Genomic DNA, 25,221 nt, shown 5'->3' with positions numbered 1-25,221 from the left:
ACGCATGACCCAGGTGATGAAGGGCATTCGGGTGCTGGAGGTGGCGCAGTTCACCTTCGTGCCGGCCGCCGGCGCGATTCTCGCCGACTGGGGCGCGGACGTGATCAAGATCGAGCATCCGCAGCGCGGCGACACGCAGCGCGGCTTCGTCAATCTGGGCGGCATCAAGGTCAACCCGAACCGCAGCCCGTTCATGGAACACCCGAACCGCGGCAAGCGCAGCGTCGGCGTCGACATCTCCAAGCCGGAAGGCATGGCGGTGATCTACGAGCTGGCCAAGACCGCCGATGTATTCCTGACCAACTACCTGCCGGCCCAGCGGCAGAAGATGAAGTTCGACGTCGAGCACATCCGCGCGGTGAACCCGAGGATCATCTACGCCCGCGGCAGCGCCTACGGCGACAAGGGTCCCGAGCGCGACAGCGGCGGCTTCGACGGCACGGCCTTCTGGAACCGCAGCGGCATCGCTTGGGCGATGTCACCTCCCGACCTGGGCGGACCGATCTCGCAGGGCATCCCCGCCTTCGGTGATTCGATCGGCGGCATGAACATCGCCGGCGGCATTTCCGCGGCGCTGTTCCATCGCGAGCGCACCGGCGAGGCGACGGAAGTCGACGTCTCCCTGCTGAGCACGGCGTGGTGGGCTTCCGGCACCTCGATCGACATGGGCATCGATACCGGCCAGATCATGCGCAACCGCATGCCCGGCTCGGGTGGCAACCCGGGCAACCCGCTGATGGGCAACTACACCACTGCCGACGGCGAGACCATCAACATGTGCACGCTCACGCCGGGCCCGCACATCCGCAACTTCTTCGAGCACATCGGCAGGCCGGAATGCGCCGACGACGAGCGGTTCGCCACCGCCGAGGCGCTGATGAAGAACTGGCAGGCCGCGAGCGACATCATCCGCGAGGCCTTCGCACAGCGGGATTTCAAGTACTGGCGCGAAAAACTCGCGAGCTACTCGGGTCAGTGGGCACCGGTGCAGAGTCTGCTCGACATTGCCGACGACGCGCAGGCGCTGGCGAACGACATGCTGTTCGAGGTCGAGGCCAGCGACGGCGGAGATCCGATCAGGCTGGTACGCGGACCGGTGCAGTTCAACCATGAACCGGTGAAGACCACGCGCGCGCCCCAGGCCTCCGAGCACACCGAGATCGTGCTGATGGAAATGGGCATGGAATGGGAGCGCATCGAGCAGCTGAAGGCCGCCGGCGCGATTGCCTGAGCCACTGCATAACCTCCCCCTCTCCCCGCATGCGGGGAGAGGGTCGGGGTGAGGGGCGCGCCGCAGGAGCATGCACAAGTAGCAGCCGCCCCTCATCTGCCCTGCGGGCATCTTCTCCCCGCATGCGGGGAGAAGAGAGCAGCACTACTGCGCTTGACGGAACAGTATTTCAGCACACTGAACGATGAACATCTCACTGCTCCTTCAGATGGCCGCCGAGGCCGAGCCGGACCGCATCGGCCTGGTCTGCGACGGTCATCGCTGGTCGTATGGCGCCCTGCTCGGCGCCGCGCGCGGCGCCGCGGCACACATCCTCGAAACCGGCGCGACGCACGTCGCCCTGCTCGACGAGAGCAGCGAGGCGGCCGCCATCGCCCTGTTCGGTGCAGCCTTGGCGGGCGTGCCCTACGTGCCGCTCAACTACCGGCTGGCCGATGCGGATCTCGGCGCACTGCTCAAGCGCGTGGCGCCGGCCTGCGTGATCGGCGACGTCGATCGCGTGCAGCGGCTCGACCCTCGCTCCGGCCACATCCCGCTGAGCCGTGGGGACTTCGTCGCCTGTGCCGAAGCGCTCGCCGTCGGCGCGCCGGAGGACCCGCGCGAGGGCGAAGGCATCGCCGCGCAAATCTTCACCAGCGGCACGACCGCAGCGCCGAAGGCGGCGCTGCTGCGTCACGCCAACCTGCTCTCGTACATCCTCGGCACCGTCGACTTCGCCTCGGCGTCCCCCGAGGAAGCCGCGCTGGTCTGCGTGCCGCCGTATCACATCGCCGGCATCGCCGCGCTGATGAGTTCGATCTACGCGATGCGTCGCATCGTGCTGCTGCCGGCCTTCGATCCGGATGCCTGGCTGGAGCTTGCGGCGAGCGAACGCGCGAGCAATGCCTTTGTCGTGCCGACGATGCTCGCCCGCATCATCGCGCGCATGGACGCCGGCCATCGCCCGGACCTGTCGTCGCTGCAGGCCATCGCCTACGGCGGCGGCCGCATGCCGCTGGAACTGATCGAGCGCGCGCTGGCACTGCTGCCGGACACCGGCTTCACCAACGCCTATGGTCTCACCGAGACCAGCTCGACGATCGCCTTGCTCGGCCCCGAGGATCACCGCGCGGCGCTGGCTTCGGACGACCCGGCGGTACGGGCACGCCTGGCATCGGTCGGCAAGCCACTGCCGACGGTGGAGATCGAGATCCGCGACGAGGACGGGCGCGTGCTGCCGGCCGGCGAGCGCGGCGAAATCTACGTGCGCGGCGAGCAGGTGTCCGGCGAGTACCGCGAACGCAAGGCGCTCGACGCCGGCGGCTGGTTCCCGACCCGCGACGCCGGCTGGCTCGATGCCGAGGGCTACCTGTTTCTCGCGGGCCGCGCCGACGACGTCATCGTGCGCGGCGGCGAGAATATCTCGCCCGGAGAGATCGAGGATGTGCTGCTGACCCATCCGTCGATCGCCGATGCCGCCGCCGTCGCCGTGCCCTCGGTGGAATGGGGCGAGGCGGTCGGCGTGGCCATCGCCGCGCGCGCGCCGCACCCGGCGCCCTCGGAAGACGAGCTGCGCACGCTGATCCGCAACCGCCTGCGCTCCTCGCGCGTGCCGGAGCGCATCGTCGTCGTCGACGCCCTGCCCTACAACGAGATGGGCAAGCTGCTGCGGCGCGAAGTGAAGAAGCTGTTCCAGACCGGCTGATCGCATCGCCCGCATGCACTCTCGCCGCAAACCGCCAACCGAAACCCACCGCGAGAGCCGATGAGCACGACACCCACCGCCGCCCCCGACGACGACATCGTCCACGAGTCGAAGATCACGCCGAAGCAGTGGCTGATCATGGCGATCTGCTTCGTCGCCTACGTCCTCGACGGTTTCGACGTCGCCGTGATCTCGTTCGCCGCGCCGGCCATCAGTGCGGAATGGGGCATTGCGGCGGACCAGCTCGGCATGGTGTTCAGCTCCGGGGTGCTCGGCATGACGCTGGGCGCGATGTTCCTCGCCTCGCTGGCGGACCTCTACGGCCGCCGGCTGATCGTCTGCCTGATGCTGCTGATGGCCGGCGCCGCCACCGTGGGCGTCGCCTACACCCAGACCGTGCCGCAACTGATCGCGCTGCGCTTCGTCGGCGGACTCGGACTCGGCGCGCTGATGGCCGCCCTCGCACCACTGGTCGGCGAGTACAGCCCGCGCCGCCACCGCACGCTGATCCTCGCCGCGATCTTCTCGGCCGGTCCGCTCGGGCCGGTCATCGGCGGACTGATCGCCGCGCCGATGATCACCGAGCACGGCTGGCAGAGCATCTTCCTGTATGCCGGCATCCTCACGATCCTGGTCGGCCTTCTGCAGTACGCCGTCGTGCCCGAGTCGATGGCCTTCATCATCAAGCGTCGGCCGCACGGCGCGCTGGACAAGGTCAACCGCATCCTGCGCTACATCGGCCAGGACCGGATCGAACGCCTGCCGGACACCGGGGCGGGCCAGCGCAGCGAGTCGGCCTCGGTCATCTCCCTGCTGACACCGGCTCGGCGGCCGAAAACGCTGCTGGTCTGGCTGACGTTCTTTCTCGCCTTCGCGACGGTCTACTTCTTCACCAGCTGGCTGCCGCAAATCCTGGTCAACGCCGGCTGGCCGCAGGACCAGGCGATCCGCGGCGCGGTGACGATGGCCTTCGGCTCGGTGATCGGCACGACGCTGATCGGCGGACTCGCCAAGTGGAAGCCGCTGAACCGCATCATCACCGTCGCCTTCGTCATCGGCGGCCTCACCGCCGCCGCGCTCGGCACGATGCTGCTTGCGGCGGACACCGTGCCGCCGGTCGTCGTCTGGATTTCGCTGCTGCTGATCGGCATCACGGTGATGGGCGGATTCACCAACCTGTACACCGTGGCGCTGACGGTCTACCCGGCGCAGATTCGCAGCACCGGCCTAGGCTGGGCCGCGGGCCTGGGTCGCGGCGGTGCGGTGTTGAGCCCGGCGGTGGCCGGCCTGCTGATCGCGGCGGGCGTGTCGATGCCGGCGCTGTCGCTGTACTTCGCGCTGCCGATCTTCGTCGCTGCCGCCTGCGCGCTGTGGGTGTCGATGAGCGAGATGGCGTAGCGGCGGCGCAAGCTTCTATGCGACCCCGTCCTGGCCGTCCATGGCGCTACGGCATGCCGCTCGGATCGCCCGGCCCGGCCATCCATGGCCGGGCGTTCGGGATCGCTGCGAGTGCCACCGGCACTCGCAAGGACACGATCCCTCACCCCCGTACGCGGGGAGAAGGAATAACATCTACTTCGCGGCGCTGGCGCGCCTTGCCTTGTCACCCCGCGCCGCGCGCAGGTGCGCGTCGAGCTCCGGAAACTTCTCCGGCCGCATCGTGCCCTGCAGGCTCAGGCGCAACATCTCGTTGGAGAAACGCTCGACGAGTTGACGCCGATCCTTGGCGCTACGGCTGTCCGCACGCACGAAGACCGGCCACAACAGCGTACCGATCAGCACCATCACCGCGTGCACGTCGACGTCGATGCCCGGCTGCGCCTGGTCGGACCTAGCGAACTTCTCCAGCGAGGTCTTGAACTGGTTCCAGAACGGATCGCTGGCCGGCCGGCTCGACGCCAGCAGCTCGAACAGCCAGACACGGCCGAGCGCCGGATTCTCCATCGCGAACTCGGCCATGCGCAGGGCGACGCCCTGGGCGTCGCCGAGCGTCGCGACATCGGAGTTCACCGGCGCCTCGCCGAAGACGGCGCGCCGCAGCTTCTCGCTGACCCAGGTGGTCGTCGCCTCCAGCAACTGCTCGCGCGTCTGGAAATGCTGGTAGGCGGTGCCGCGGTTGACCTTCGCGAGCTGCGCAACCTGGGAGACGCTCAGCCCTTCCGGCCCATCCTTGGCGAGCAGGGCGCAGGCCGCCTCCAGGATCGCGGCACGGGTGCGCTCCGGGTCCTGGCGACGACGCGGACGCCGCGTCGGGATGATGGTGGTTCCGTCCGGCATCACGAGCCTCCAATCGGTTGGCGCAGATCCCTCACTTCATCGTGGGCATCGAGAATTCCGCCTTGGCGTCGGCGTCCTTCGGCCAGCGCTGGGTAATCGCCTTGAGACGCGTGTAGAAGCGCACGCCCTCACGGCCGTAGATGTGGTGATCGCCGAACAGCGAGCTGCGCCATCCGCCGAAGCTGTGGAAGGCCACCGGCACCGGCAGCGGCACGTTGACGCCGACCATGCCGACCTCGATCTGCGAGGTGAAGATGCGCGCCGCCGCACCGCTACGCGTGAAGATCGCGGTGCCGTTGGCGTACGGATGCGCATTGATCAGTTTGATGGCGGTCTCGAGGTCCGGCACCCGCAGGATGCCGAGCACCGGTCCGAAGATCTCTTCCTGATAGATCTTCATGTCGGGTTGCACGCCGTCGAACAGCGAGCCGCCGAGGAAGAAGCCGGGCTTGTCGACATGGCCGGAGCGACCGTCGATGAGCAGCTTCGCGCCTTCGCCGACACCGTGCTGGATGTAGTCGCAGACCTTGTTGCGATGCGCGCCGCTGATCAGCGGTCCCATCTCGGTCGCCGCATCGGTCGGCAGCCCGATCTTGAGCGCACGCACCTTGGGCCCGAGCTTCTCGATCAGCGCGTCGGCGCAGGCATCGCCGACCGCAACGGCGACCGAGATCGCCATGCAGCGCTCGCCGGCCGAACCGTAGGCCGCGCCGAGCAGCGCCTCGACGGCGTCGTCGAGATCGGCGTCGGGCATGATGACCATGTGGTTCTTGGCGCCGCCGAGGGCCTGCACGCGCTTGCCGCCGAGCGTGCCCTGCTGGTGCACGTGCCGCGCGACCGGCGTCGAGCCGACGAAGCTGATGGCGGCGATGTCCGGATGCGCCAGCAGGCCGTCGACGGCGACCTTGTCGCCATGCAGCACACTGAACACGCCGTCCGGCAGCCCAGCCTGCTTGAGCAGCTTGGCCAGCAGCATCGACGCCGACGGGTCGCGCTCCGACGGTTTGAGGATGAAGCTGTTGCCGCAGGCCAGCGCCACCGGGAACATCCACAGCGGCACCATGGCCGGGAAGTTGAACGGGGTGATGCCGGCGACGACGCCGAGCGGCTGGCGGATGCTCCAGGCATCGACGCCGGTGCCGACATTCTCGTTGTACTCGCCCTTGATCAGGTCGGGGATACCACAGGCGAACTCGACGACCTCGAGGCCGCGCACGATCTCGCCGCGCGCGTCGGCCACGGTCTTGCCATGCTCGCGCGAGATCGTCTGCGCCAGCTCCTCGCTGGCCTCCTCGAGCAACTGGCGGTAGCGGAACAGCACGCGTGCGCGGCGCAGCGGCGGCGTCGCCGCCCAGGCCGCGCTCGCGGCCTTCGCCGAAGCCACGCAGCGATCGAGTTCCTCGAGCGAGGCGAACGGCACCTGCGCGGCGACCTCGCCGGTGCTCGGGTTGAACACATCGCTCGTGCGCCCGGACGTGCCGGCCAGCTCGGCGCCATCGATCCAGTGCGATACGGCCGTCACGGCAGCTTGCTTCACCGCAGTTGCAGTCATTTTCCGTTCCTTCACGCCGCCTTCGAATGGTGGGAGAACATGCGCATCAGGTCGCCCGAGGTGATCACGCGCGGTTGCTCGCCGGCCTCGAGCGGCGACGCGCCGCCGGAGGACTTCGGCGTGACGTCCACGCCCGCGGCCTTGGCCTTGGCGCGCAGCGCGCCGACGGTCAGCTCCTCGCGCTTGTGGTGCTTGAACATGTCGTGCTTGAAGAAGCGCAGCGCGTTGCCGTGCGTGATCTTGTCGATCTGCACGTCGGTCAGGTGCTTGACCGTCTCGTGCAGCCGCTCCGGCACTTCCGGCCACAGGCTGTCCGAGTGAGGATAGTCGCATTCGTACGAGACCAGGTCCTCGTTGAGGTAGCGCAGGTTCTGCAGGCCGAAGGCGTCGTCGATGAAGCAGCACATGAAATGACGCTTGAACACGTCGCTTGGCTTGAGATCGCCGAAGTTGAAGCGCGAGTGCGTCCAGAACTGGTGACGGCTGTGGCTGAAGTCGGCGCGCTCGAGGAAGTACGGAATCCAGCCGATGCCGCCCTCGGACAGCGCGATCCGCAGCGTCGGATACTGGTGCAGCGCCGCAAGGTTGAGCCAGTCCGCGGCACCGGTCGAGATCGACATCGGCATCGTCGTGATCCACGCCTCGATCGGCGTCTCCATCGACGCGTGCGGCGCGGGGTTGCCGGCGCCGATGTGCAGGCAGATCGTCATGTCGAGCTCGGTCACCGCCTTCCACAACGGCTCCCAGTAGGCATTGTGGATGCTCGGCAGGCCCTGCACCGTCGGATTCTCGTTGATCGAGACGGTATTGCAGCCCAGCTTCTTGATGCGCTTGAGTTCCTCGACCGTGGCCTGCATGTCCCAGGTCGGCAGCAGCGCGCAGGGAATGAAGCGGCCCGGATAGGCGCCGCACCACTCGGTGATGTGCCAGTCGTTGTAGGCGCGCAGGTGAACCAGGGCCTTGGCCTTGTCCGGTGCCTTGTGGAAGCGGCCGCCGTCGAACCCGGGAAAGCTGCCGAAGTTCAGCGACGCGGCGATGCCGTTAACGTCCATGTCGCCGATGCGGGCATGCACGTCGTAGGTGCCGGCGCGCAGCTGCTCCAGGGAGGTCGGCTCCATGCCGTACTCCTCGAGCGGACGGCCGACCACGGCGTTGAGGCCCACCGACGGCATCTTCATGCCCTGGTATTCCCAGTAGCTGGTGCCGTTGTCGAGCACCTTGAACGTCGGCGCGCTCGCCAGATCGTCGCCGGACAGGTGCTTCTTGAACATGTCCGGCGGTTCGCTGATGTGGTCGTCGACGCTGACGATCACCATGTCGTTCATCTTCATCTCGTGCTCCTCATGCAGGGAGCCGCGCGGTCGCATGACCGTCACGGCTGCTGTTGATGTCGAAAGGCCGGTCGAGCAACTGCGCCTCGCCCCGGCTGAAGTCGCGGATCTCGCCGACGCGCTGCGCGATGCGCGCCCGCTCCGGCTGAAAGCTGTAGCAGTTCGGCGGCATGCGGCTCGCGTCCGACTGCCGTTCCATCGGAATCGTGCGGCCGTGCGCGAGCATCGCGCCCCAGCGCAGCAGGCGCGCCGCTTCCTGCAGATCGGGATCGAGCGTGTCGAACCACGACCGCAGCTCGTCGAGGCGCCGGCCCGCCAGCTCCGCCGGCTCGACGATGCGGTGCTCGTGCTCGACCCAGCCGAGCAACCGCATCCCGTTGCGGCGCAACTCGATCTGGCGACGCGATCCGACCGGATCGGATGCGAGGATGTCGTAGACCAGCGGCGCGTCGTCGCAGGCATGCGCGGCTGCCAGCAGCGCCAGATCGTGAAGATGCGTGCAGTTGGCGGACTTCTCGCCGCGGCTGACGAACCCGTCCAGCGCCACGCCGGTAAAGGTCTGCCGCAACTGCGCGACCGCACCCGGGCACGTGTTCCAGGGCGCGCGCTGCATGACGGGTTCGACCGCCTCGACCACACCTGCGCGGTGGCGCAGCGTCACGGCCATGCAGTGATAGTCGTCCTCGACGGCACTGCGTACCCAGCCGGCACCGGTATCGACGCGAAAGCGTCGGCGGAACCCCGGCAGGCGGTCGATCTCGCTCACGGGAATCAATCCCGGGCCAGCAGCAACGCGGTGGCCAGCGGACCGCCGCCGGAGGTCGCGACAGCGACTTTCGGGTCGCCGGGAATCTGCCGCTCGCCGCCCTTGCCGCGCAGTTGCACGACGGATTCGTGCGCGAAGCCGAAACCATGCAGGCGCCCGGCGCCGATCTGGCCGCCGAAGGTGTTCAGCGGCAACTCGCCGTCGAGCGCGATGCGCTTGCCGCCCTCGATGAAACGCCCGCCCTCGCCGACGCCGCAGAAGCCCAGCGCCTCGAGCCAGGTGATCGGGTAGAACGCGAAACCGTCGTAGAGCTGCACGGTATCGACGTCGGCCGGCGTGTAGTCCGTGTGCTTCCACAGCTCGGCACCGGTCGGATAGCAGGCCATCCACTCGGCCTGGTCCCAGCTGTGGCGCTCGACGCTGCCGGCCATCGCGGCGATGCGCACCGGCGTGCAACGGACCTCATCGAGCGCATCGCCGCTTGATACGATCAGCACGGTCGAGGCGTCGGTGAAGCGGTCGCAATCGTAGAGGCACAGCGGCGTGGAGATCATGCGCGCCGACAGGTACTGCTCCATCGTCAGCGGCTCGCGCACCAGCGCACGCGGATTCAGCGCCGCGTGCGCGCGGTCGGTCAGTGCGACCTGGGCCAGCTGTTCGCGCGTCAGCCCGTACTTGCTGACGTGACGCATCGCGTACTGCGCCGTCCAGTTCGCCGCCGAGATCGCCCCGAAAGGGGCGGTCCACTGCGAGGCGCCGTCCACGCGGTCGCGGCGCAGCGGCGGATACTCGTCCGGCCGCGCCATCGCCGCGGCCTCGTAGACCGTGCGAAAGCAGATCACGTGCCGCGCGAGTCCGGCACGCACCGCGGTCGCTGCGGCAACGACAGCGCCGAGCTGCGAGCTGATCTCGCCGCCGCCCGCGTACCAGCGCGCGCGGATGCCGAGGGCATCGATCAGCTCGTCCGCGCCGACCGGTGAAAAACCCAGGTAGGCCGGCATGCGCCCCGGGTATGTGGAGACGCCGTCGATCTGGCCGATGGTCAGCCCCGCCTCGTCCAGTGCCTCGCGCACGGCATCGAGCGTCAGCAGCAGCGGGTGCCGCGTCTGCCGGACGGCGACCTCCGACATGCCGACACCCGTGATGTAGGCCTGCCCCTTCATGCCGCAATCTTCTCGAACAGCGGCAGCCAGACATCGTCGTGCTGCTCGAACCTCGCCCGCACCCGGTCACCGATGACGACGCTGTCCACCGGGCAGCCGACGATGTTGGTCGTCAGGATCACGCCCGGCGCGCCGTCGATGGCGACGCGTGCGATCACGTACGGCACCTCCATTGCCGGATGGAACTTCTGGTGATTGACCGTGAACGTGTCGACGACGCCCGTGCCCGCGACCTCGGTCGGCTCGACCCGCTCGGACAGGCAGTTCCGGCATACCGGACGCGGCGGATGCACGAAGGTCCTGCAGTCCTGGCATTGCAGGAGACGCAGGCGGCCGTCGGCACCGCCGGTCCAGAAGAAGCGGTTGTCGTTGTCGAGTCTGGGTAGGGGGCGGGCTGCCGCCATGCTCAGTTCCAGCTCAGCCAGAGTTCGTCCGGCCCCACGACATGGCCGCCGTGATAGCGAACTTCCTTGTCGCTGGCGAGGCGGAACTCGGGCAGGCGCGCAAGCATCTCCTCGTAGACGACGTTGAGTTCGACACGCGCAAGATGGGAGCCGAGGCAGCGGTGCGGGCCGGCGCCGAAGGCGATGTGCACGGTCTCGCGCTTGAGCTGGTACTGCTCGGGGTTGGCGTATTCCCTGGAGTCGAGGTCGGCGCCCGGCAGGAACAGCATGACCTTGTCGCCGGCCTTCATCGTCACGCCGTGGAACTCGGTGTCCTTGTTCACGCGACGCGGCGGCACGGTGAAGGTGTAGCGACGCAGCATCTCCTCGGTGGCCGCCGAGATCAGCGTCGGGTCGGCGCGCAGCTCCCGCTGCAGCTCCGGATGATCGGCCAGGTGACGTGCGCCGAGCGAAATGCCGTTGACGACGGTGTCGAGTCCGGCGGCGAACAGCACCACGCAGAAGTTCTCCATCTCGTCCATGCCCATCGGCTTGCCGTCGATTTCGGTCTGCCAGAGCATGCTGATGATGTCGTCCTTCGGATTCTCCTTCCGGTCCAGCAGCGTGTCGCGCATGATCGCGGTGATCTTGAGCATGCGCATCATCACCGCCCGCGGGTCGGAGACCGAGATGCTCTCCATGTGCTCCTTGACCACCTGGCGGTATTCCTGCTGACGCTCGACCGGCAGGCCGAACATCTTCAGAAACACCTGCACCGGCAGCGGCTCGGCGACCGCCGAGACGAATTCCGCCGTGCCGGCCGGCTTCATCGCATCGATCAGTTCGCCGGCAAGTTCGCGGATGCTGTCCTTCAGCGCCATGATCGCCTTGGGCGAGAAGGCCTTCTGCAGCGGCGCACGATGCATCGTGTGCAACGGCGGGTCGATGTTGATCGGCCACGGCTGCGGGAAGTGCGGAGAACCCGGCGGACGCTGCGCCAGCATCGCCTGCACCTGGGCCTGCGGAATCACCTCGCTCGAGAACGTCTCCACGTCGCGCGAGGCGTCGAAGTTCGCCTTGTGCGACAGCAGCATCCAGTGACCGCCGTTGCGCGGCGTCCAGAACACCGGCGGTGCGTTCTTGTGCAGATCGAGGATGCGGTCGTGCGGATTCTTCACGTACGCCTCGTCGGCGAACATGTCGAAATCGTAGGTGACCGCATCGGTCACGTGCGCCGGCCGGGCAACGGCGGGGCTCAGGGGTCTGGCTTGGGTCATCGGGAGAACTTCCGCTGGAAGGAGGAACGGATCAGGAGGCGTTCGCCATCAGGCTGCGCGGGTCGATCTGGCCGGTGGCGATACCGCCCATGAAGCCGCCGTCGACCGCCATCGCCACACCGTTGACGTAGCTCGCCGCCGCACTGTTGAGGAACAGCAGCGGACCGGCCTGCTCGTCCGGCGTCGAGCGACGGTTGATCGGCTGCATCGCGGCTTCCAGCACCGAGGCCTTCGTCGCCTGCTCGAAGTGACTCATCATCGGCGTCTGCGTCGGCCCCGGCATCGTGCAGTTGATGCGGATGCCCTTCTTGATGAGCTGGTTCGACATCAGCATCGTCCAGACGATGATGCACTCCTTGGAGAACGCATAGCCCTCGCGCACGGTGTCGGCATTGTCCTCGCACCACTTCACCTGTGCGGCGTAGTCCGGCACCTGCAGCAGCTGCATGATCGTCGGGATGCGCCGCGAAAAACCCATGCCGCCGTTCGACGAGATGCTGACGATCGCGCCGCCCTCGCCCATCAGCTTCGCCACCTGCTCGGTGACGCGACGCGTGCCGCAGTAATTCACCTTCATCACGTCCAGCGGCGGCGCGGTTTGCGGCAGGCCGGCGCAGTTGAACAGCGCATCCACCTTGCCGCCGATGCCGGCGACCGCGGCATCGATGGCCGCCGGATCACGCAGGTCCACCTGGGTGAACGACGCCAGCTTCAGGCCGGTCTGCTTGTAGTCGAGCCCGTGCACCTCGGCGCCCTGCTCCAGCAGCTGGCGCGCGGTGGCCTCGCCCATGCCCGAGAAGCAGCCGCTGACGATGACGCGCTTGTTCCTGTATCCCAAAAAGTCCATTACCGAGTCTCCTGCTGCGGGTCTTGTCCGTTGTGATGACGACGGCTACGGCGTGCCGTCCGGGGCATCTTCCTCGACGACGATGATCCGCTCGGGGCAGGCACGGGCGCCGCGCCGGGCAAGCTGTTCCTGGCCCGGCGGCACGTCGATCTCGCTGACCGCGATATAGCCGTCGTCATCCAGCGGAAACAGCTGCGGCGCGACCGCTGCGCAGCGGGCATTGCCCACGCAGGACGCCTTCTCGATTCGGATTTTCATGGTCCACTCCAGATGCCGGCACGGCCGCTGACGGCGGTCGGCCGGTGTCGCCGGCTTTATCTCACAAACCCCGTTAACATACAACAGTGCTGTTTATTTGCGGTTCACGGCGGACCCCGTTTCGGAGCGCTTGACCGCCCCAGTCCATCAATCAACAATGCTGTTTATCATCAAGAGAACGTCCGGCGCCCGTGCGCCGACCTCACCCCTGCGATCTGGAGAGAGCCTGCGATGGACGGCAACGGTTCCGTGAGCCACGCGTTCGACTTCGTCATCGTCGGCAGCGGCGCCGGTTCGATGTGCGCGGCGCTGGCGCTGCGCGCGGCCGGCAAGCGTGTCGTAGTCCTGGAGAAGACCGGCCTGGTCGGCGGCACCACGGCGCTGTCCGGCGGCGTGATGTGGATTCCGGCCAACCGGTTCATGCAGGACGCCGGCATCGACGACAGCGCCGCACAGGCGATGGCCTATCTCGACGCCGTCGTCGGCGACCGCGCGGACATGCCGGCCGCCAGTCGCGAGCGCCGCCGGACCTTCGTCGAGCAGGCACCGCGAATGCTCGACTTTCTCGTCGCGCAGGGCCTGAAGCTGCGGCGCATTCCGTCGTGGCCGGACTACTACGACGCGCCGGGTGCCTCGGTGCCGGGCCGGGCCGTCGTCTCCGAGCTGTTCGACGTCAGGCAGCTCGGCGAGTGGCGCGCGAAGCTGCGGCCCGGATTCGTCCCCTTGCCGGCGCATCTCGACGAGGCGATGCAGCTGCCGCTGATCAAGCGCAGCGGCGCGGCGAAGAAGGTGCTGCTGCGGGTGCTGGGCCGTGCGATTGCAGACAAGTTCACCGGCCGCGCCCGTCGCACCGCCGGCGAGGCCCTGCAAGGCCAGCTGCTGCACGCCGCGCTGAAGGCCGGCGTCGACATCCGCCTCGACACAGCGGTCTCGGAACTGATCGTCGACGATGGCCGTGTCCGCGGCGTGGTCGCGCAGATCGACGGCAAGCCGCAGCGCCTCGAGGCCGCGCTGGGCGTGCTGCTCAGCGCCGGCGGCTTCGCGCGCAACCAGCAGATGCTCGACCGCCATATCCCCGGCACCTCGGCGCAATGGTCCAGCACCATCGAGGCCGACACCGGCGAGGTGATCGCGGCCGCGCAGCGCATCGGCGGCGCCACCGTGCAGATGTCGGAACGCATCGGCATGCAGATCGCCTGGCCGCCCGGCAGCGAACAGATGAAGGTCAAGGCGGCGATGCAGAACGACATCTGCAAGCCGCACGCGATCGTCGTCGACCGGACCGGCGTGCGCTTCGCGCGCGAATCGAGCTCACACCCGGAGTTCAGCGAGCGCATGCTCGAACGCCGTGACACTGCCGTGCCGAGCTGGATGATCTGCGACAGCCAGTATCTCGCCAAATACATGCTCGCCGGCACGATGCCCGGCAGGAAGAAGCCGCAGGCCTGGCTCGATGCGAAGTTCCTGTGCAGCGGCGACACGATCGAGGCGCTGGCCGCCGCCTGCGAGATCGACGGCGCACGCCTGCGCGAGACGATCGAGCGCTACAACGGTTTCGTCGACCGGGGCCGCGACGAGGACTTCGGCCGCGGAGATTCCGCCTACGACCGCTGGGTCGGCGATCCGCTGAGCGCCTCGCCCGATACCCCGTCGAACACGCTCGGCAGGATCGAGCAGGGTCCGTTCTACGCCGTGGCGCTCTACCCCGGCGATGTCGGCACCTATGGCGGCCTGCTCACCGACTCCCATGCGCGCGTGCTGCGCGAAGACGGCTCGGCGATCGACGGCCTGTATGCCACCGGCACCAGCGCCGCCTCGGTGATGGGGCATGCCGAACCCGGCCCCGGCGGCAGCATCGGCCCAGCGCTGACCTGGGCCTATGTCGCAGCGCAGCATGCACTAACCCATGAATAAACAACACCACTGTTGATTATTTATCGCGGAAGCGCGATATTCTTGTCCCGAGGAGCAATGGCACGGCCGGTTCTGTCTGTGCCCGCTACGACCCCAGGTGACACCCGCTGCACAAGGCTGCAGACGGCGCGGAGGACGCAAGCGATGAGCGATGGGTATTTCTTCAGCCTTGACGGCCCACTCGACACGATGCCGGTCGAACGCCAGGTGCGCGCCGGCAATCTGACCGGCTTCGGCGACCTGGTCCGCAACCTGGGCGGCGATCCGCGCCGGATGCTGGAACGCCACGACATCGACCCGCGCGCGATGCGCGATCCCGATTCCTACGTCGACAGCAAGGCGATCGTCGAGCTGTTCGAGGACTGCAGCCTCGCCTTCAACGACTCCCTGTTCGGACTGCGCCTCGCACATTTCCAGGACCCGGACGTGTTCGGCTCGGTGGCGACGCTGTGCCGCTCCGCGTCGAGCTTTCGCGAGGCGCTGCAGTGCTATGCGACCTTCATCCCGGTCGCCCACTGCCCGCTGGTGACGCTGGACATCGAGGAGGGCCGCGAGATCGCGGAACTGCGCTGGCACGTGCACACCGACCTGGGCCAGACCGATCAGGCGCAGTACAAGGGCGCGCTGATGAACCTCAAGCTGCTGCGCCAGCTCGCCGGACCGAACTTCCGCCCCAGCTACGTCAACCTGACCGTGGACGTGCGCCAGAAGGATCTCGCCGAAGTCGAGAGCCGCTTCGGCTGCCGCTTCCGCGGCCGCTCGCCGACCAACGTCATCGCCTTCCCGGCGGCGACGCTGGACCACCCGCTGGCCAGCGCCAACCGCCTGCTGTTCCGCCTGCTCGGCGGCTACCTGGAGCGCGTGCGCGCCGCGTCGCGCCGCAGCATCGTCGAGCGCGTGGAGGACTACGTGCGCGGCGCGCTGTCGTCGGGCACCTGCTCCATCGAGCAATGCGCACGCAAGCTCGGCAGCTCCGTGCGTACCCTGCAAGCCACGCTCAGCGACAAGGGTCTGCGTTTCTCCGACATTCTCGAGCGCCACCGCGTCGAGCTGGCGAAGAGCTATCTCGAACAGGGCGACATGACGCTGGACGACGTGGCCGCGATGCTCGGCTACTCCGAGCAGTCGAGTTTCGGACGCGCGTTCAAGCGCTGGACCGGATCGACGCCGCAGCGTTATCGGCGTCAGCTCGATCTGCGCGAGGCCGCGTAGTACCCCAAACCGTCCGCGTCGAGTAGCCCGCAACGCGGGTGTATCCAAACTTGCCCTGAGTGGCCGCACGGTCGTATCGAACGGCGGGCGCTTGGCCCCGAAGCAAGAACCTCGATACACCCCACGCTCCGCGTCCCGCACTCGGCCCGCACCGACGGAGCGCGTGAGGTCTCCTCAAGCCTTGGTCTGTCGGTGATGGGTCATGTGCCTGCGCCTGCAATGGGCGGCGGCGGCTCTCAGGCCTGCCGATAAGATCGCTTCACACTTGACCTCAAGCGCTGCTGTCGATGACCCGTCTCAAGCGAGAGGCCTGCCTGATCGGAGGCGAATGGGTGGCCGGCGAACGCTGGATCGACGTCGACGACCCGGCCACCGGCACCGTCATCGGCCGCGTGCCGCGCCTCGGCCGCGACGAGACGCTGCGGGCGATCGACGCCGCCGAAACGGCGATGGGTCCGTGGGCCGCGCGCACGGCCAAGGAACGCAGCACGATCCTGCGGCGCTACTTCGAGCGGATCATGTCCCACCAGGACGAACTCGCCACGCTGCTGACGCTCGAACAGGGCAAGCCACTCGCCGAGGCGCGTGGCGAGATCGCCTACGCCGCGAGCTTCATCGAATGGTTCGCCGAGGAAGCCAAGCGCGTCTACGGCGACACGATTCCCGCGCACGCGCCGGACAAGCGCATCGTCGTGCTCAAGCAGCCGATCGGCGTCGTCGCCGCGATCACGCCGTGGAACTTCCCGGCGGCGATGATCACGCGCAAGATCGGCCCCGCACTGGCCGCCGGCTGTGGTGTCGTCGTCAAGCCGGCGTCGCAGACGCCGTTCACCGCGTTGGCCCTTGGCCTGCTCGCGCAGGAAGCTGGTGTGCCGGACGGCCTGCTGAATGTCGTCACCGGCAGCGCCGGCGAGATCGGCGACGTGCTGACCGCCAGCGACAAGGTGCGCAAGATCTCGTTCACCGGCTCGACCGAGATCGGCGCGCAGCTTTACGCGCAGAGCGCGCCGACGATCAAGAAGCTCAGCCTCGAACTCGGCGGCAACGCGCCGTTCATCGTCTTCGACGATGCCGATCTCGACGCCGCCGTCGCCGGGGCGATGCAGTCCAAGTTCCGCAACGCCGGCCAGACCTGCGTGTGCGCCAACCGCATTTACGCGCAGGCCGGCATCCACGACGCCTTCGTCGAGCGCCTGTCGGCGGCCACCAAGGCGCTCAAGGTCGGTGCCGGCACCGAGACCGGTACGGAGATCGGCCCGCTGATCGACGAGCGCGCGCTCGCCAAGGTGCGCGAGCACATCGACGACGCGACGGCCCACGGCGCACGCATCGTCGTCGGCGGCAAGGCGCATGCGCGCGGCGGACGCTTCTTCGAGCCGACCGTCATCGCCGGCGTCACCGCCCGGATGCAGGTCGCACGCGAAGAAACCTTCGGTCCGCTGGCACCGGTGTTCCGCTTCGAGACCGAGGACGACGTCATCGCGCAGGCCAACGCCACGCCGTTCGGCCTCGCCGCCTACTTCTATGCCCGCGACATCGGCCGCATCTGGCGCGTCGCCGAGCGCATCGAGGCTGGCATCGTCGGCGTCAACACCGGCCTGATCTCGACCGAGATCGCGCCGTTCGGCGGCGTGAAGGCCTCCGGACTCGGCCGCGAAGGCTCGAAGTACGGCATCGACGACTACCTGGAGATCAAGTACCTGTGCCTGGGATTGTGAGCATCAGCGGGCAGGGTCGCCGGCGCGACCCCGCCCTCTCCCCACCATCCGCTCTGCGGATGGTCCTCCCCTCTCCCGCTGTGCGGGCGAGGAGCATCGGCCGGCCTTCGGCCGTTTGCCTGGGGCGCTAAGTGGACTTTCAGTGGGACGCCGAGCAGCGCGCCTTCCGCGACACCGTGCGCAGCTTCCTCGCCGAGAACCTCCCCGCGGACTGGGAGTCGCTGGCCCATGGACCGGGCTCCGAATCGCAGAGCGCGTTCTCCAAGACCTTCTGCGGCGCGCTAGCCAAGGCCGGCCTGCTGGTGCCGCACTGGCCCAAGCGCTGGGGCGGTCGAGACGCCGATGCCTGGACGTCCTTCATCCTCGCCGAGGAAATGTGGATGGCCGGCGAACCGCGCGGCGGCCAGTACATGAACGTGAACTGGATCGGGCCGACGCTGATGCGCTTCGGCACCGAGGCGCAGCAGGACCGCTACATCCCGCCGATCGCGCGCGGCGAGACCATCTGGTGCCAGGGCTTCTCCGAGCCCGAGGCCGGCTCCGATCTCGCCTCGCTGCGCACGCGCGCCGAGCGCTGCGACGGCGGCTACCGCCTCAACGGCCAGAAGATCTGGACCTCGTACGCCGGCCACGCCGACACCTGCTTCCTGCTCGCCCGCACCGGCATCGGCAAGACCGGCATGTCCGTGTTCCTGGTGCCGATGGACACCGCCGGCATCACCGTGCGCCAGATTCCCAGCGTGATCGGTGAGGGCGACATCCACGAAGTGTTCTTCGACGATGTGTTCGTCCCCGCCGACGCCCTGCTCGGCGCCGAAGGCCAGGCCTGGGAGATCGCCCGCAACGCGCTGTCGCTGGAGCGCGTGGGCATTCCGCGCTTCGCGCTGGCCGCGCGCATGCTGCGCCGCGCCGTCGCCGCACTGAAGAAAGCAGATCGCTATGGTCACGGTGCGGTCGAACAGTCGGCACGCGCCCTCGCCGCCTGCGAGGCCGCGCGCCTGTACAGCTACCAGATCGTCGACCAGCGCCGTCACGGCACGCCCACCGGCCCCGAGGCCAGCGCCGCGCGCTACGCCACCGTGATGGCCGAGCGACTCGTCGGCGAGTTCGTCGTCGAGCACTGCCCGGATGCACTGGCCGGCGGCGACCCGCTGCTGCTCGCGCATCACCAGCGCGCCATCGTTGCCGGCATCGCCTCCGGCGCCGCCGAGATTCAGCTCAACCTGATCGCAACGGAACTGCTGCAGTTGCCGAGGGAGCCGCGCTGATGGCTTGGGACGCACACAAACCGGAATCTTCCCTCGCCCGCGTGCGGGAGAGGGTGCCCCGAAGGGGCGGGAGAGGGCCGCGCGCAGCGCGGAACACCACCGGCTGCGCCGGCGCCCTCTCCCCCGCCCTCTCCCGCACGCGGGAGAGGGAGTTCTCAGCACACGACCGACGCCGCTCACTATGGACTTCACCCTGACCTCCGATCAGTCGGCGCTGCTCGGCGCGCTCGACCGTCTGGTCGCCCCGTTCGAATCCAAGCCGATCGACTTCCACGGCTTCGCACTCGTGGGTTCCGATCTCGAACGCGAGCTGACCGAAGGCGAGTACTTCGACATCGCGCAGATTCCCGAGATGGGCGCACTGACCGCAGCGATGGCGGTCGAGCGGCTCGCCTGGCTGCCGTACACCGCCGACATCGCCCTGTCGATGCTGGTGCGCCCGCACCTGCCCGGCGACTGGCCGCGTCCGCTGGCGGTCGTCGAGAACGGCCGTCCGGGCCGCTTCGTCGCCACCGCCAGGACGCTGATCCTGATCGACGGCGACGACATCAGCCTCGCGCAGGTCACGCCGGACGACGTCGAACCCGTGGACTCCCTGTTCGCCTACCCGATGGGCCGGCTCAAACGTCAACCGAAGGCCACAAAGCTCTCGGCAGAGGACGCCGCCACCGTCCGCAAGTGGATTCGCGTGGCGCTGGCCAACGAGGCCACCGGCCTGATCCAGGCCGCGATCGCCTCCGCCGTCGAGCACCTGTCCGTGCGCAAGCAGTTCGGCCGCCCGCTCGGTGCTTTCCAGGCGCTGCGCCACCGCATGGCCGAATGCGCCGTGCTGTCCGGTGGCGTGCGCTGGCTGGCGCTGCAGGCCGCTGCGACCGCCGACGACGGCGACGCCGCCCTCGCCGCGCTGCATGCGCAAGACAGTGCCACCCGCATCGTCTACGACCTGCACCAGATGCTCGGCGCCATGGGCATGACGCTCGAACATCCGCTGCACCTGTGGACCTACCGGCTCAAGGCCCTGATGTCCGAGCTGGGCGGGCGCGGCGGCCAGTCCGTGGCCGTGGCGCAGCACTGTTTCGCCTAACAGATACCTCCCTCTCCCCGCCTGCGGGGAGAGGGTCGGGGTGAGGGGCCGCGCCGCAGGCGCAAGCGCGACAAACAGCCCCTCATCCGCCCTGCGGGCACCTTCTCCCCGCAAGCGGGGAGAAGGAAGTGAAGCGCAAGACGAGTCACAGCCTAGAACCGGAGAACCCCATGTCCAAAGTCATCGTCATCACCGGCGCCGGCGTCGGCCTCGGCCGCGCCCTGGCGCGCCGCTTCGTCAACGACGGCGATCAGGTCGTCCTGCTCGGCCGCACCGAATCGAAGGTCGAGGCCGTGGCCCAGGAACTCGGCGAGCGCGCCATCGCCGTCGGCTGCGACGTCGCCTCGCCGGACTCGGTGAAGCAGGTCTTCGCCGCCATCAAGAGTAAGCATGGGCACATCGACGTGCTCATCAACAACGCCGCCGTGTTCGAACCCTTCCTCGTCGCCGACGCCAGCGACGCGCAGATCGTCAACACCATCATGACCAACCTCGTCGGCGCGATGCTCTGCGCCCGCGAAGCCATCTCGCTGATGCGCCGCGGCAGCCACATCTTCAACGTGAGCAGCGAATCGGTCGGCATGCGCTTCCCGCATCTGGTCGTCTACCAGAGCAGCAAGGCCGGACTGGAACGCTTCTCTGAAGGCCTGCACCACGAACTAGAATCCGCCGGCATCCGCGTCACCAGCGTGCGCGCCGGTCAGATGTACGAAGAAGGCAAGACCTGGGACGTCCCGCCCGAGGCACGCATGGCCTTCGGCAAGGCGGCGATGGACGCTGGCATCAACCTGCGCGAGCGGCCGCTGTCGCAGTTCACGTCCGTAACTGATGCCTTCCGGGCGCTGGTCGATTTGCCGCCCGACCTGCACGCGATTCACGTGTCGCTAGCAGCGAGACACGGTTAGGCGACTGCGCTCTCCATTGCATGATTCTCGGACTAGAACCCCGACGAATAGGAGGAGCCGCTTCCCGAGAAAAGTGACGATCCCTCAGTTTGCAACGCTCTCTTGAGAACTTAGAGGATCAGTGAAAAGCTCGGAAGACGATAGTCAAGTGTGAGCGAGCCAACCGACTCAGTTCGAAGCTTCTCTATGCTTTGAATCCAGTCAGGCCTAGGTCCTGGCAGCGTGGATGGCCCTCCGATCGCTGCAACAAGGCGTTGGCGCTTCGACAGGGCTCGCTTAAGGCAGTGAAGCAGCCATCCATCCATGCCCCTCAACTGATCAATATCCGAAACTATAGGATAGTAGGACATCAATCCCCGAAAACGTAGGGACGTCGTCACGCCTCGTGTGTAGTTAAGAAGATCAATAGTTCTTAAGCCACCGTAAAGATACCTACGGATCTGCGCAATACACACCAAATAGTCCCAGTCAATTGGCGAATAACGACCCCCAACGCACAGGCCCTTGCGAGGCGCCTGAAGAAGATTGCAGTAGATCAACTTCGAGATATTTCTTTTTATCCGAGAAAGGTGCTTCTGACTTATGCTCACCTTCGATGTAGATATTGAGTACCCGAGAAAAACAACGTTAGATTTACTACGAATCTCACCGCCTCCGGGGAGGTCAGTTATCAAATTTATGCCTTCAGATTTGGCGTCATTTATTGGTACTCCGCTCTCCATCGAGAACGCTTTGAGTACCTCGTAAGCATCGACAATCCGTGCGTAGTCTTCACTCCAAATAACGGTATCGTCAGCGTAGCGTGCGAAGCCAACCCCGGTCCTTTCAAGAGCGCGATCGAGTCCCCAACACGCCGCATTGGCAAGAAACAGCGACACAGAAGTGCCCTGAGGAATACCTCGGGCTCGCTTTGGTGGCTTGTCTGTCAAATAGCGATCAAGCGCAATTGCCGGACATTCAGCAAATCGCTCCAAGATGTGCAGCTCTTGATTCGTTACCTGAAAGCCACCACGATCCAACATCTTCCATAGGAAATCATGCCTGATGTTGTCGAAGAACGCTGAAAAGTCGTATTCTGCTGCATAAACCCGAGCACGATCTATAAAGTCGTTCTGAATGTTGACTACAGCTTCATGGGAGCCAATATCGCTACGGTACGCATACGAATAGCCACTCATGCGGTGCCTATTCTTGCGCACCAAGGAGCTGTAGACGAAGCGTGAGACTACCGCATCAGGTATTTGGAAGACGTTGGTATGTCGTTCACCACCGCTAGCCTTAGGGACCGTGTAAATCAGTGCCGGTGCTGGATCATATGTAGCTGCCAAGAATCGCCTTGCAAGGCCATACGAAAGCGACGCCACACGTCTCTCAGAGCGGGTTCTATAGGGATCGAAGTTTCGGTGGATAGACCAGTACCCCGGACGCTGCACTCGCTTGATTGGCGCGACACCGGTACGCTTCTCAATTCGAACCGCATCGAACTCGAGATCACGAAGGTAATCTTCGTGGCGACGAATGTGCTTGTGGCACTCTGCCGTTAGCTCTGATCTAAATACCTTTTCCATCGCTGGTTTCGGCTGATAGATAGACCTTGGGCGGCTTGGCAGGGAGGCAACCCGAAAATTATGTTTTCATGTGCGCCAAGCCTTGCGACTTGGCGTGCAAGGGCTGCAGGGCCAGCTTGCCGATGCAACCTATTCAGTTGTTCCCCTAACGCCGCATGGCGTATGCCGCCCAAGGCGTACTTAACATAGCGCAGTCGGAGTGCTATGTCGTGCATTGAAAGCTGATCGCCCCCTTCGGGGGCGATCTCGGACCGTCTCGTTCACACGACTGTCTCGGGACGCCATCCGAACACGCCTCGGCTACTCAATTGCCCGGATACCGCGCCCGCAGCGCCTTCTTGTCCGGCTTGCCGACGGAGGTCTGCGGGATGGCATCGACGAACTCGACGGTCTTGGGTGCTTGGTAGGCGCCCTTGCGCTCGGCGACCAGCGCGGTGAGGGTCTGGGCGTCGACGTGCATGCCGTCGCGCAGGACGATGATGGCGGCAACGGCCTCTCCCCACTTGGGGTGCGGCACGCCGATGACGGCGGCCTGGGACACGGCCGGGTGCTGGGTGAGGATGTCCTCGATCTCGCGCGGATACACGTTGAATCCGCCGGTGACGATCATGTCCTTGGTGCGGTCGATGATGCGCAGGAAGCCGCCGGGGTCGCGCACGGCCACGTCACCCGAGTGCAGCCAGCCGCCGGCGAAGGCCTGTTCGGTCAGGTCCGGCTGCTCGTGGTAGCCATCCATGACCAGCGGGCCGCGCACGCAGATTTCTCCCGGTTCCCCGTCCGACACCGGCTGGTTGTTCGCGTCGCGTAGCGAGACTTCGACCCACGGCGCCGGTCGGCCGCAGCTCGCGAGGCGCTGCAGATCGTTGACGTCGTGCTCGGCCTTGCGCAGCACGGTGACGCACATCGGCGCCTCGGCCTGGCCATAGAACTGCATGAACACCGGGCCGATGCGCTCGATGGCTTCCTTGAGCCGCGCCGGAGCAATCGCCGAGGCGCCGTAGAACACCGTTTCCAGGCTCGACAGGTCGAACGCGTTGAAGCGCGGATGATCGAGCAGCGCGTAGATCATCGTCGGCACCAGCATGATGCAGTTGATGCGGTGGGTCTGGATGGCCCGCATCACCGCCACCGGCTCGAAGGCCGGCAGCACGTGCATGGTGCCGCCGCGCAGCAGCAGCGGCAGGAACATCGCGGCGCCGGCATGCGACAGCGGCGTGCACGACAGGAAGCGCGGCGCGGCCGGCCACTCCCACTGCGACATCATCGCCTGCACGGTGGCGAGGCCCACGCGCTGCACGCTGGCGATGCGCTTGGGCTGCCCGGTGGTGCCGCCGGAGTAGCCCAGGCGCAGGATGTCGTGCGGACCGACGGTGGGCGCCTGCAGCGGGCGCGGCGCATGGTTGGCGGCACAGGCGTTGAGGTCCGGCGCCAGCGGGCTGTCACCGAGCGCGAGCAGGCGCAGCGCGGGTTGGCGCTGCTGGAGCGCCGCAGCCCGTTCGGCGCAGCGCGCGGCATCGAAGATCAGCAGGTCGACGCCGGCGTCGGCCAGCACATGGGCGTGATCGGCCAGACTGCCGAGCGGATGCAGCGGCACGTAGACCGCCGCGGTGAGCTGCACGGCGTTGACGAGGAACAGCACCTCGATGCGCGTGCCGGAGAGCAGCGCCACGCGCGTGCCGCGGCCGATGCCCTCCGCCTGCAGCGCCTGCACGTAGCGGCCGGTGGCGTCGCGGACATCCCCGACGCTGAGGACGCTGCCGTCATCCAGTTCGAGCAGCGGCCGGTCGGGCGTCTGGTCGAGCGCGGCGACCAGCAGCTCGGGCACATAGCGCGGCCGGTGCAGGTCGTCGGTGGACATCGGCCTACTTGTTCTTGTTGCCGACGCCTTCGAGGTAGCGCTTCATGCCTTCGAGATAGGCCGGGTTGAGCATCAGCGCGCTGTTGGCCAGTCGCTCGATGTTGCGCGCCTGCGCCTTCTCCACGTCGCGTGCCAGTTCGATGGCGAGCTTGGCGGTGCCCATCTGTTCGAGGTTCTGCTCGGCCAGATGACGGCAGAAGGCCATCGTGTCCTGCTCGAAGCTGTCGTCCGGGTAGATCTCGTGGACCAGGCCCATCATCAGCGCGCGGTCGGCGTCGACCGGCAGGTTGGCCATGATCAGGTAGCGCGCCCAGTGGGTGCCAACCAGCCGCGTGAGCCGGCTCACGCCGTTCGACGCCGGGATCACGCCCATCTTGCCTTCGGGGAAGGCGTACTTCGCGCTCTTGGCGGCAAGGCGGAAGTCGCAGGACAGCGAGATCTCCAGCCCGCCACCCATGCACATGGCGTGATGCGCGACAACGATGGGCTTTTCGATGGCCTCCATCTCGTCGTAGATGCGGTGCATGCCGTGCAGGCCCAGGCGATGATTCTCGCGGATCGCGGAGCCGGACGGCGGGCCGGCCGGGCGGCGCGCGTCGCCGCTGCGCAGGTCGGCGCCGGCGCAGAAGTAGCGGCCAGTGGCGCGGATCAGCAGCACCTTGAGATCGGGCGAATCGCGGAAGCGGTGCAGGGCTTCCTCGAACAGCCGCATCGTCTCGGCGCTGAGCGCGTTGAGCTTGTCCGGACGGTTCAGCGTCGCGATCAGGATCGCGCCGTCCTGGTCGACCAGCAGGTGGGGTGCTTCGTCTGACATCAGCTTCTTCCTCGGAGCCCTTTGCTCCCTCTCCCCACATGGTGGGGAGAAGGTTGGGGTGAGGGGCAGCGCACGATGTAACAGCCGCCCCTCACCCTAGCCCTCTCCCCG

General features: G+C 67.0%; 21 protein-coding genes. 9 read left to right on the top strand and 12 right to left on the bottom strand.

All coding sequences use genetic code 11. The annotated features are described in order from the left end of the window. Positions 1–4 precede the first annotated feature (4 nt). From C8D93_RS08960 to C8D93_RS08950, 3 genes are all read left to right on the top strand, one after another. On the top strand, positions 5–1,231 hold the full coding sequence (locus C8D93_RS08960) for a CaiB/BaiF CoA transferase family protein (RefSeq protein WP_211307273.1): 1,227 nt from the start codon (positions 5–7) through the stop codon (positions 1,229–1,231). Between the two features lie 184 nt (positions 1,232–1,415). Beyond that, positions 1,416–2,915, top strand: a complete 1,500-nt coding sequence (locus tag C8D93_RS08955; protein WP_110264853.1) for a class I adenylate-forming enzyme family protein — start codon at positions 1,416–1,418, stop codon at positions 2,913–2,915. Between the two features lie 60 nt (positions 2,916–2,975). Further along, entirely contained in the window at positions 2,976–4,313 is a 1,338-nt protein-coding gene (locus C8D93_RS08950) for an MFS transporter (RefSeq protein WP_110264852.1), read from the top strand. A 174-nt stretch (positions 4,314–4,487) separates the two neighbouring features. On the opposite strand, the gene C8D93_RS08945 is transcribed toward C8D93_RS08950, so the two are convergent. The 9 genes from C8D93_RS08945 to C8D93_RS08905 are packed head-to-tail and all read right to left on the bottom strand — an operon-like array spanning position 4,488 to position 12,769. Continuing rightward, on the bottom strand, positions 4,488–5,192 hold the full coding sequence (locus C8D93_RS08945) for a TetR/AcrR family transcriptional regulator (RefSeq protein ID WP_211307272.1): 705 nt from the start codon (positions 5,190–5,192) through the stop codon (positions 4,488–4,490). Between the two features lie 31 nt (positions 5,193–5,223). Further along, positions 5,224–6,744, bottom strand: a complete 1,521-nt coding sequence (locus C8D93_RS08940; protein WP_110264851.1) for a CoA-acylating methylmalonate-semialdehyde dehydrogenase — start codon at positions 6,742–6,744, stop codon at positions 5,224–5,226. Positions 6,745–6,755: 11 nt separating this feature from the next. Continuing rightward, entirely contained in the window at positions 6,756–8,075 is a 1,320-nt protein-coding gene (locus tag C8D93_RS08935; RefSeq protein WP_110265099.1) for an amidohydrolase family protein, read from the bottom strand. 10 nt (positions 8,076–8,085) lie between these two features. Then, positions 8,086–8,841, bottom strand: coding sequence for a DUF2889 domain-containing protein (locus C8D93_RS08930; protein WP_211307271.1), 756 nt, complete (start codon positions 8,839–8,841; stop codon positions 8,086–8,088). 5 nt (positions 8,842–8,846) lie between these two features. After that, positions 8,847–10,004: a thiolase family protein gene (locus C8D93_RS08925; protein ID WP_110264850.1), complete on the bottom strand. Its 1,158-nt coding sequence runs from the start codon at positions 10,002–10,004 to the stop codon at positions 8,847–8,849. Further along, on the bottom strand, positions 10,001–10,408 hold the full coding sequence (locus C8D93_RS08920; protein ID WP_110264849.1) for a Zn-ribbon domain-containing OB-fold protein: 408 nt from the start codon (positions 10,406–10,408) through the stop codon (positions 10,001–10,003). The genes C8D93_RS08925 and C8D93_RS08920 overlap by 4 nt, the downstream gene beginning before the upstream one ends. A 2-nt stretch (positions 10,409–10,410) precedes the next feature. Further along, positions 10,411–11,664: a cytochrome P450 gene (locus tag C8D93_RS08915; RefSeq protein ID WP_110264848.1), complete on the bottom strand. Its 1,254-nt coding sequence runs from the start codon at positions 11,662–11,664 to the stop codon at positions 10,411–10,413. 31 nt (positions 11,665–11,695) lie between these two features. Beyond that, the gene (locus C8D93_RS08910; protein ID WP_110264847.1) at positions 11,696–12,511 is read right to left on the bottom strand and encodes a coniferyl-alcohol dehydrogenase; all 816 of its coding nucleotides are present in this window, start codon (positions 12,509–12,511) and stop codon (positions 11,696–11,698) included. A gap of 45 nt (positions 12,512–12,556) precedes the next feature. Continuing rightward, positions 12,557–12,769, bottom strand: coding sequence for a ferredoxin (locus tag C8D93_RS08905; protein WP_110264846.1), 213 nt, complete (start codon positions 12,767–12,769; stop codon positions 12,557–12,559). A gap of 231 nt (positions 12,770–13,000) precedes the next feature. On the opposite strand from C8D93_RS08905, the gene C8D93_RS08900 reads away from it, so the two are divergent. The 6 genes from C8D93_RS08900 to C8D93_RS08875 all read left to right on the top strand — a co-directional run bounded on the left by C8D93_RS08900 (position 13,001) and on the right by C8D93_RS08875 (position 20,870). Further along, the gene (locus tag C8D93_RS08900) at positions 13,001–14,683 is read left to right on the top strand and encodes an FAD-dependent oxidoreductase (RefSeq protein ID WP_110264845.1); all 1,683 of its coding nucleotides are present in this window, start codon (positions 13,001–13,003) and stop codon (positions 14,681–14,683) included. A 144-nt stretch (positions 14,684–14,827) separates the two neighbouring features. Further along, positions 14,828–15,895 carry an AraC family transcriptional regulator gene (locus C8D93_RS08895; protein ID WP_110264844.1) on the top strand — a complete coding sequence of 356 codons (1,068 nt, stop codon included), beginning with the start codon at positions 14,828–14,830 and terminating at the stop codon, positions 15,893–15,895. A 287-nt stretch (positions 15,896–16,182) separates the two neighbouring features. Further along, entirely contained in the window at positions 16,183–17,613 is a 1,431-nt protein-coding gene (locus C8D93_RS08890; RefSeq protein WP_110264843.1) for an NAD-dependent succinate-semialdehyde dehydrogenase, read from the top strand. A gap of 131 nt (positions 17,614–17,744) precedes the next feature. Beyond that, positions 17,745–18,881 (top strand): acyl-CoA dehydrogenase family protein, encoded by a 1,137-nt coding sequence (locus tag C8D93_RS08885; protein ID WP_110264842.1) that lies wholly within the window; start codon positions 17,745–17,747, stop codon positions 18,879–18,881. A gap of 181 nt (positions 18,882–19,062) precedes the next feature. After that, the gene (locus C8D93_RS08880; RefSeq protein ID WP_110264841.1) at positions 19,063–19,965 is read left to right on the top strand and encodes an acyl-CoA dehydrogenase family protein; all 903 of its coding nucleotides are present in this window, start codon (positions 19,063–19,065) and stop codon (positions 19,963–19,965) included. A gap of 170 nt (positions 19,966–20,135) precedes the next feature. Then, a complete protein-coding gene (locus tag C8D93_RS08875; RefSeq protein WP_110264840.1) occupies positions 20,136–20,870 on the top strand; it encodes an SDR family oxidoreductase in 735 nt (244 codons plus the stop codon). A 110-nt stretch (positions 20,871–20,980) separates the two neighbouring features. Here C8D93_RS08875 and C8D93_RS08870 read toward each other — a convergent pair whose 3' ends face one another. The 3 genes from C8D93_RS08870 to C8D93_RS08860 all read right to left on the bottom strand — a co-directional run bounded on the left by C8D93_RS08870 (position 20,981) and on the right by C8D93_RS08860 (position 25,110). Continuing rightward, positions 20,981–22,438 (bottom strand): reverse transcriptase domain-containing protein, encoded by a 1,458-nt coding sequence (locus C8D93_RS08870; protein ID WP_110264839.1) that lies wholly within the window; start codon positions 22,436–22,438, stop codon positions 20,981–20,983. Positions 22,439–22,742: 304 nt separating this feature from the next. After that, entirely contained in the window at positions 22,743–24,296 is a 1,554-nt protein-coding gene (locus tag C8D93_RS08865) for an AMP-binding protein (protein ID WP_110264838.1), read from the bottom strand. Positions 24,297–24,300: 4 nt separating this feature from the next. Beyond that, complete coding sequence (locus C8D93_RS08860; protein WP_110264837.1) at positions 24,301–25,110, bottom strand: enoyl-CoA hydratase/isomerase family protein; 810 nt, start codon at positions 25,108–25,110, stop codon at positions 24,301–24,303. Positions 25,111–25,221 lie beyond the last annotated feature (111 nt).

This window comes from Sinimarinibacterium flocculans (assembly GCF_003201205.1).
Lineage (GTDB): Bacteria > Pseudomonadota > Gammaproteobacteria > Nevskiales > Nevskiaceae > Solimonas > Solimonas flocculans.
The sequence above is the reverse complement of the archived record's forward strand: the minus strand, read 5'-3'. Positions and strand labels throughout refer to the sequence as shown.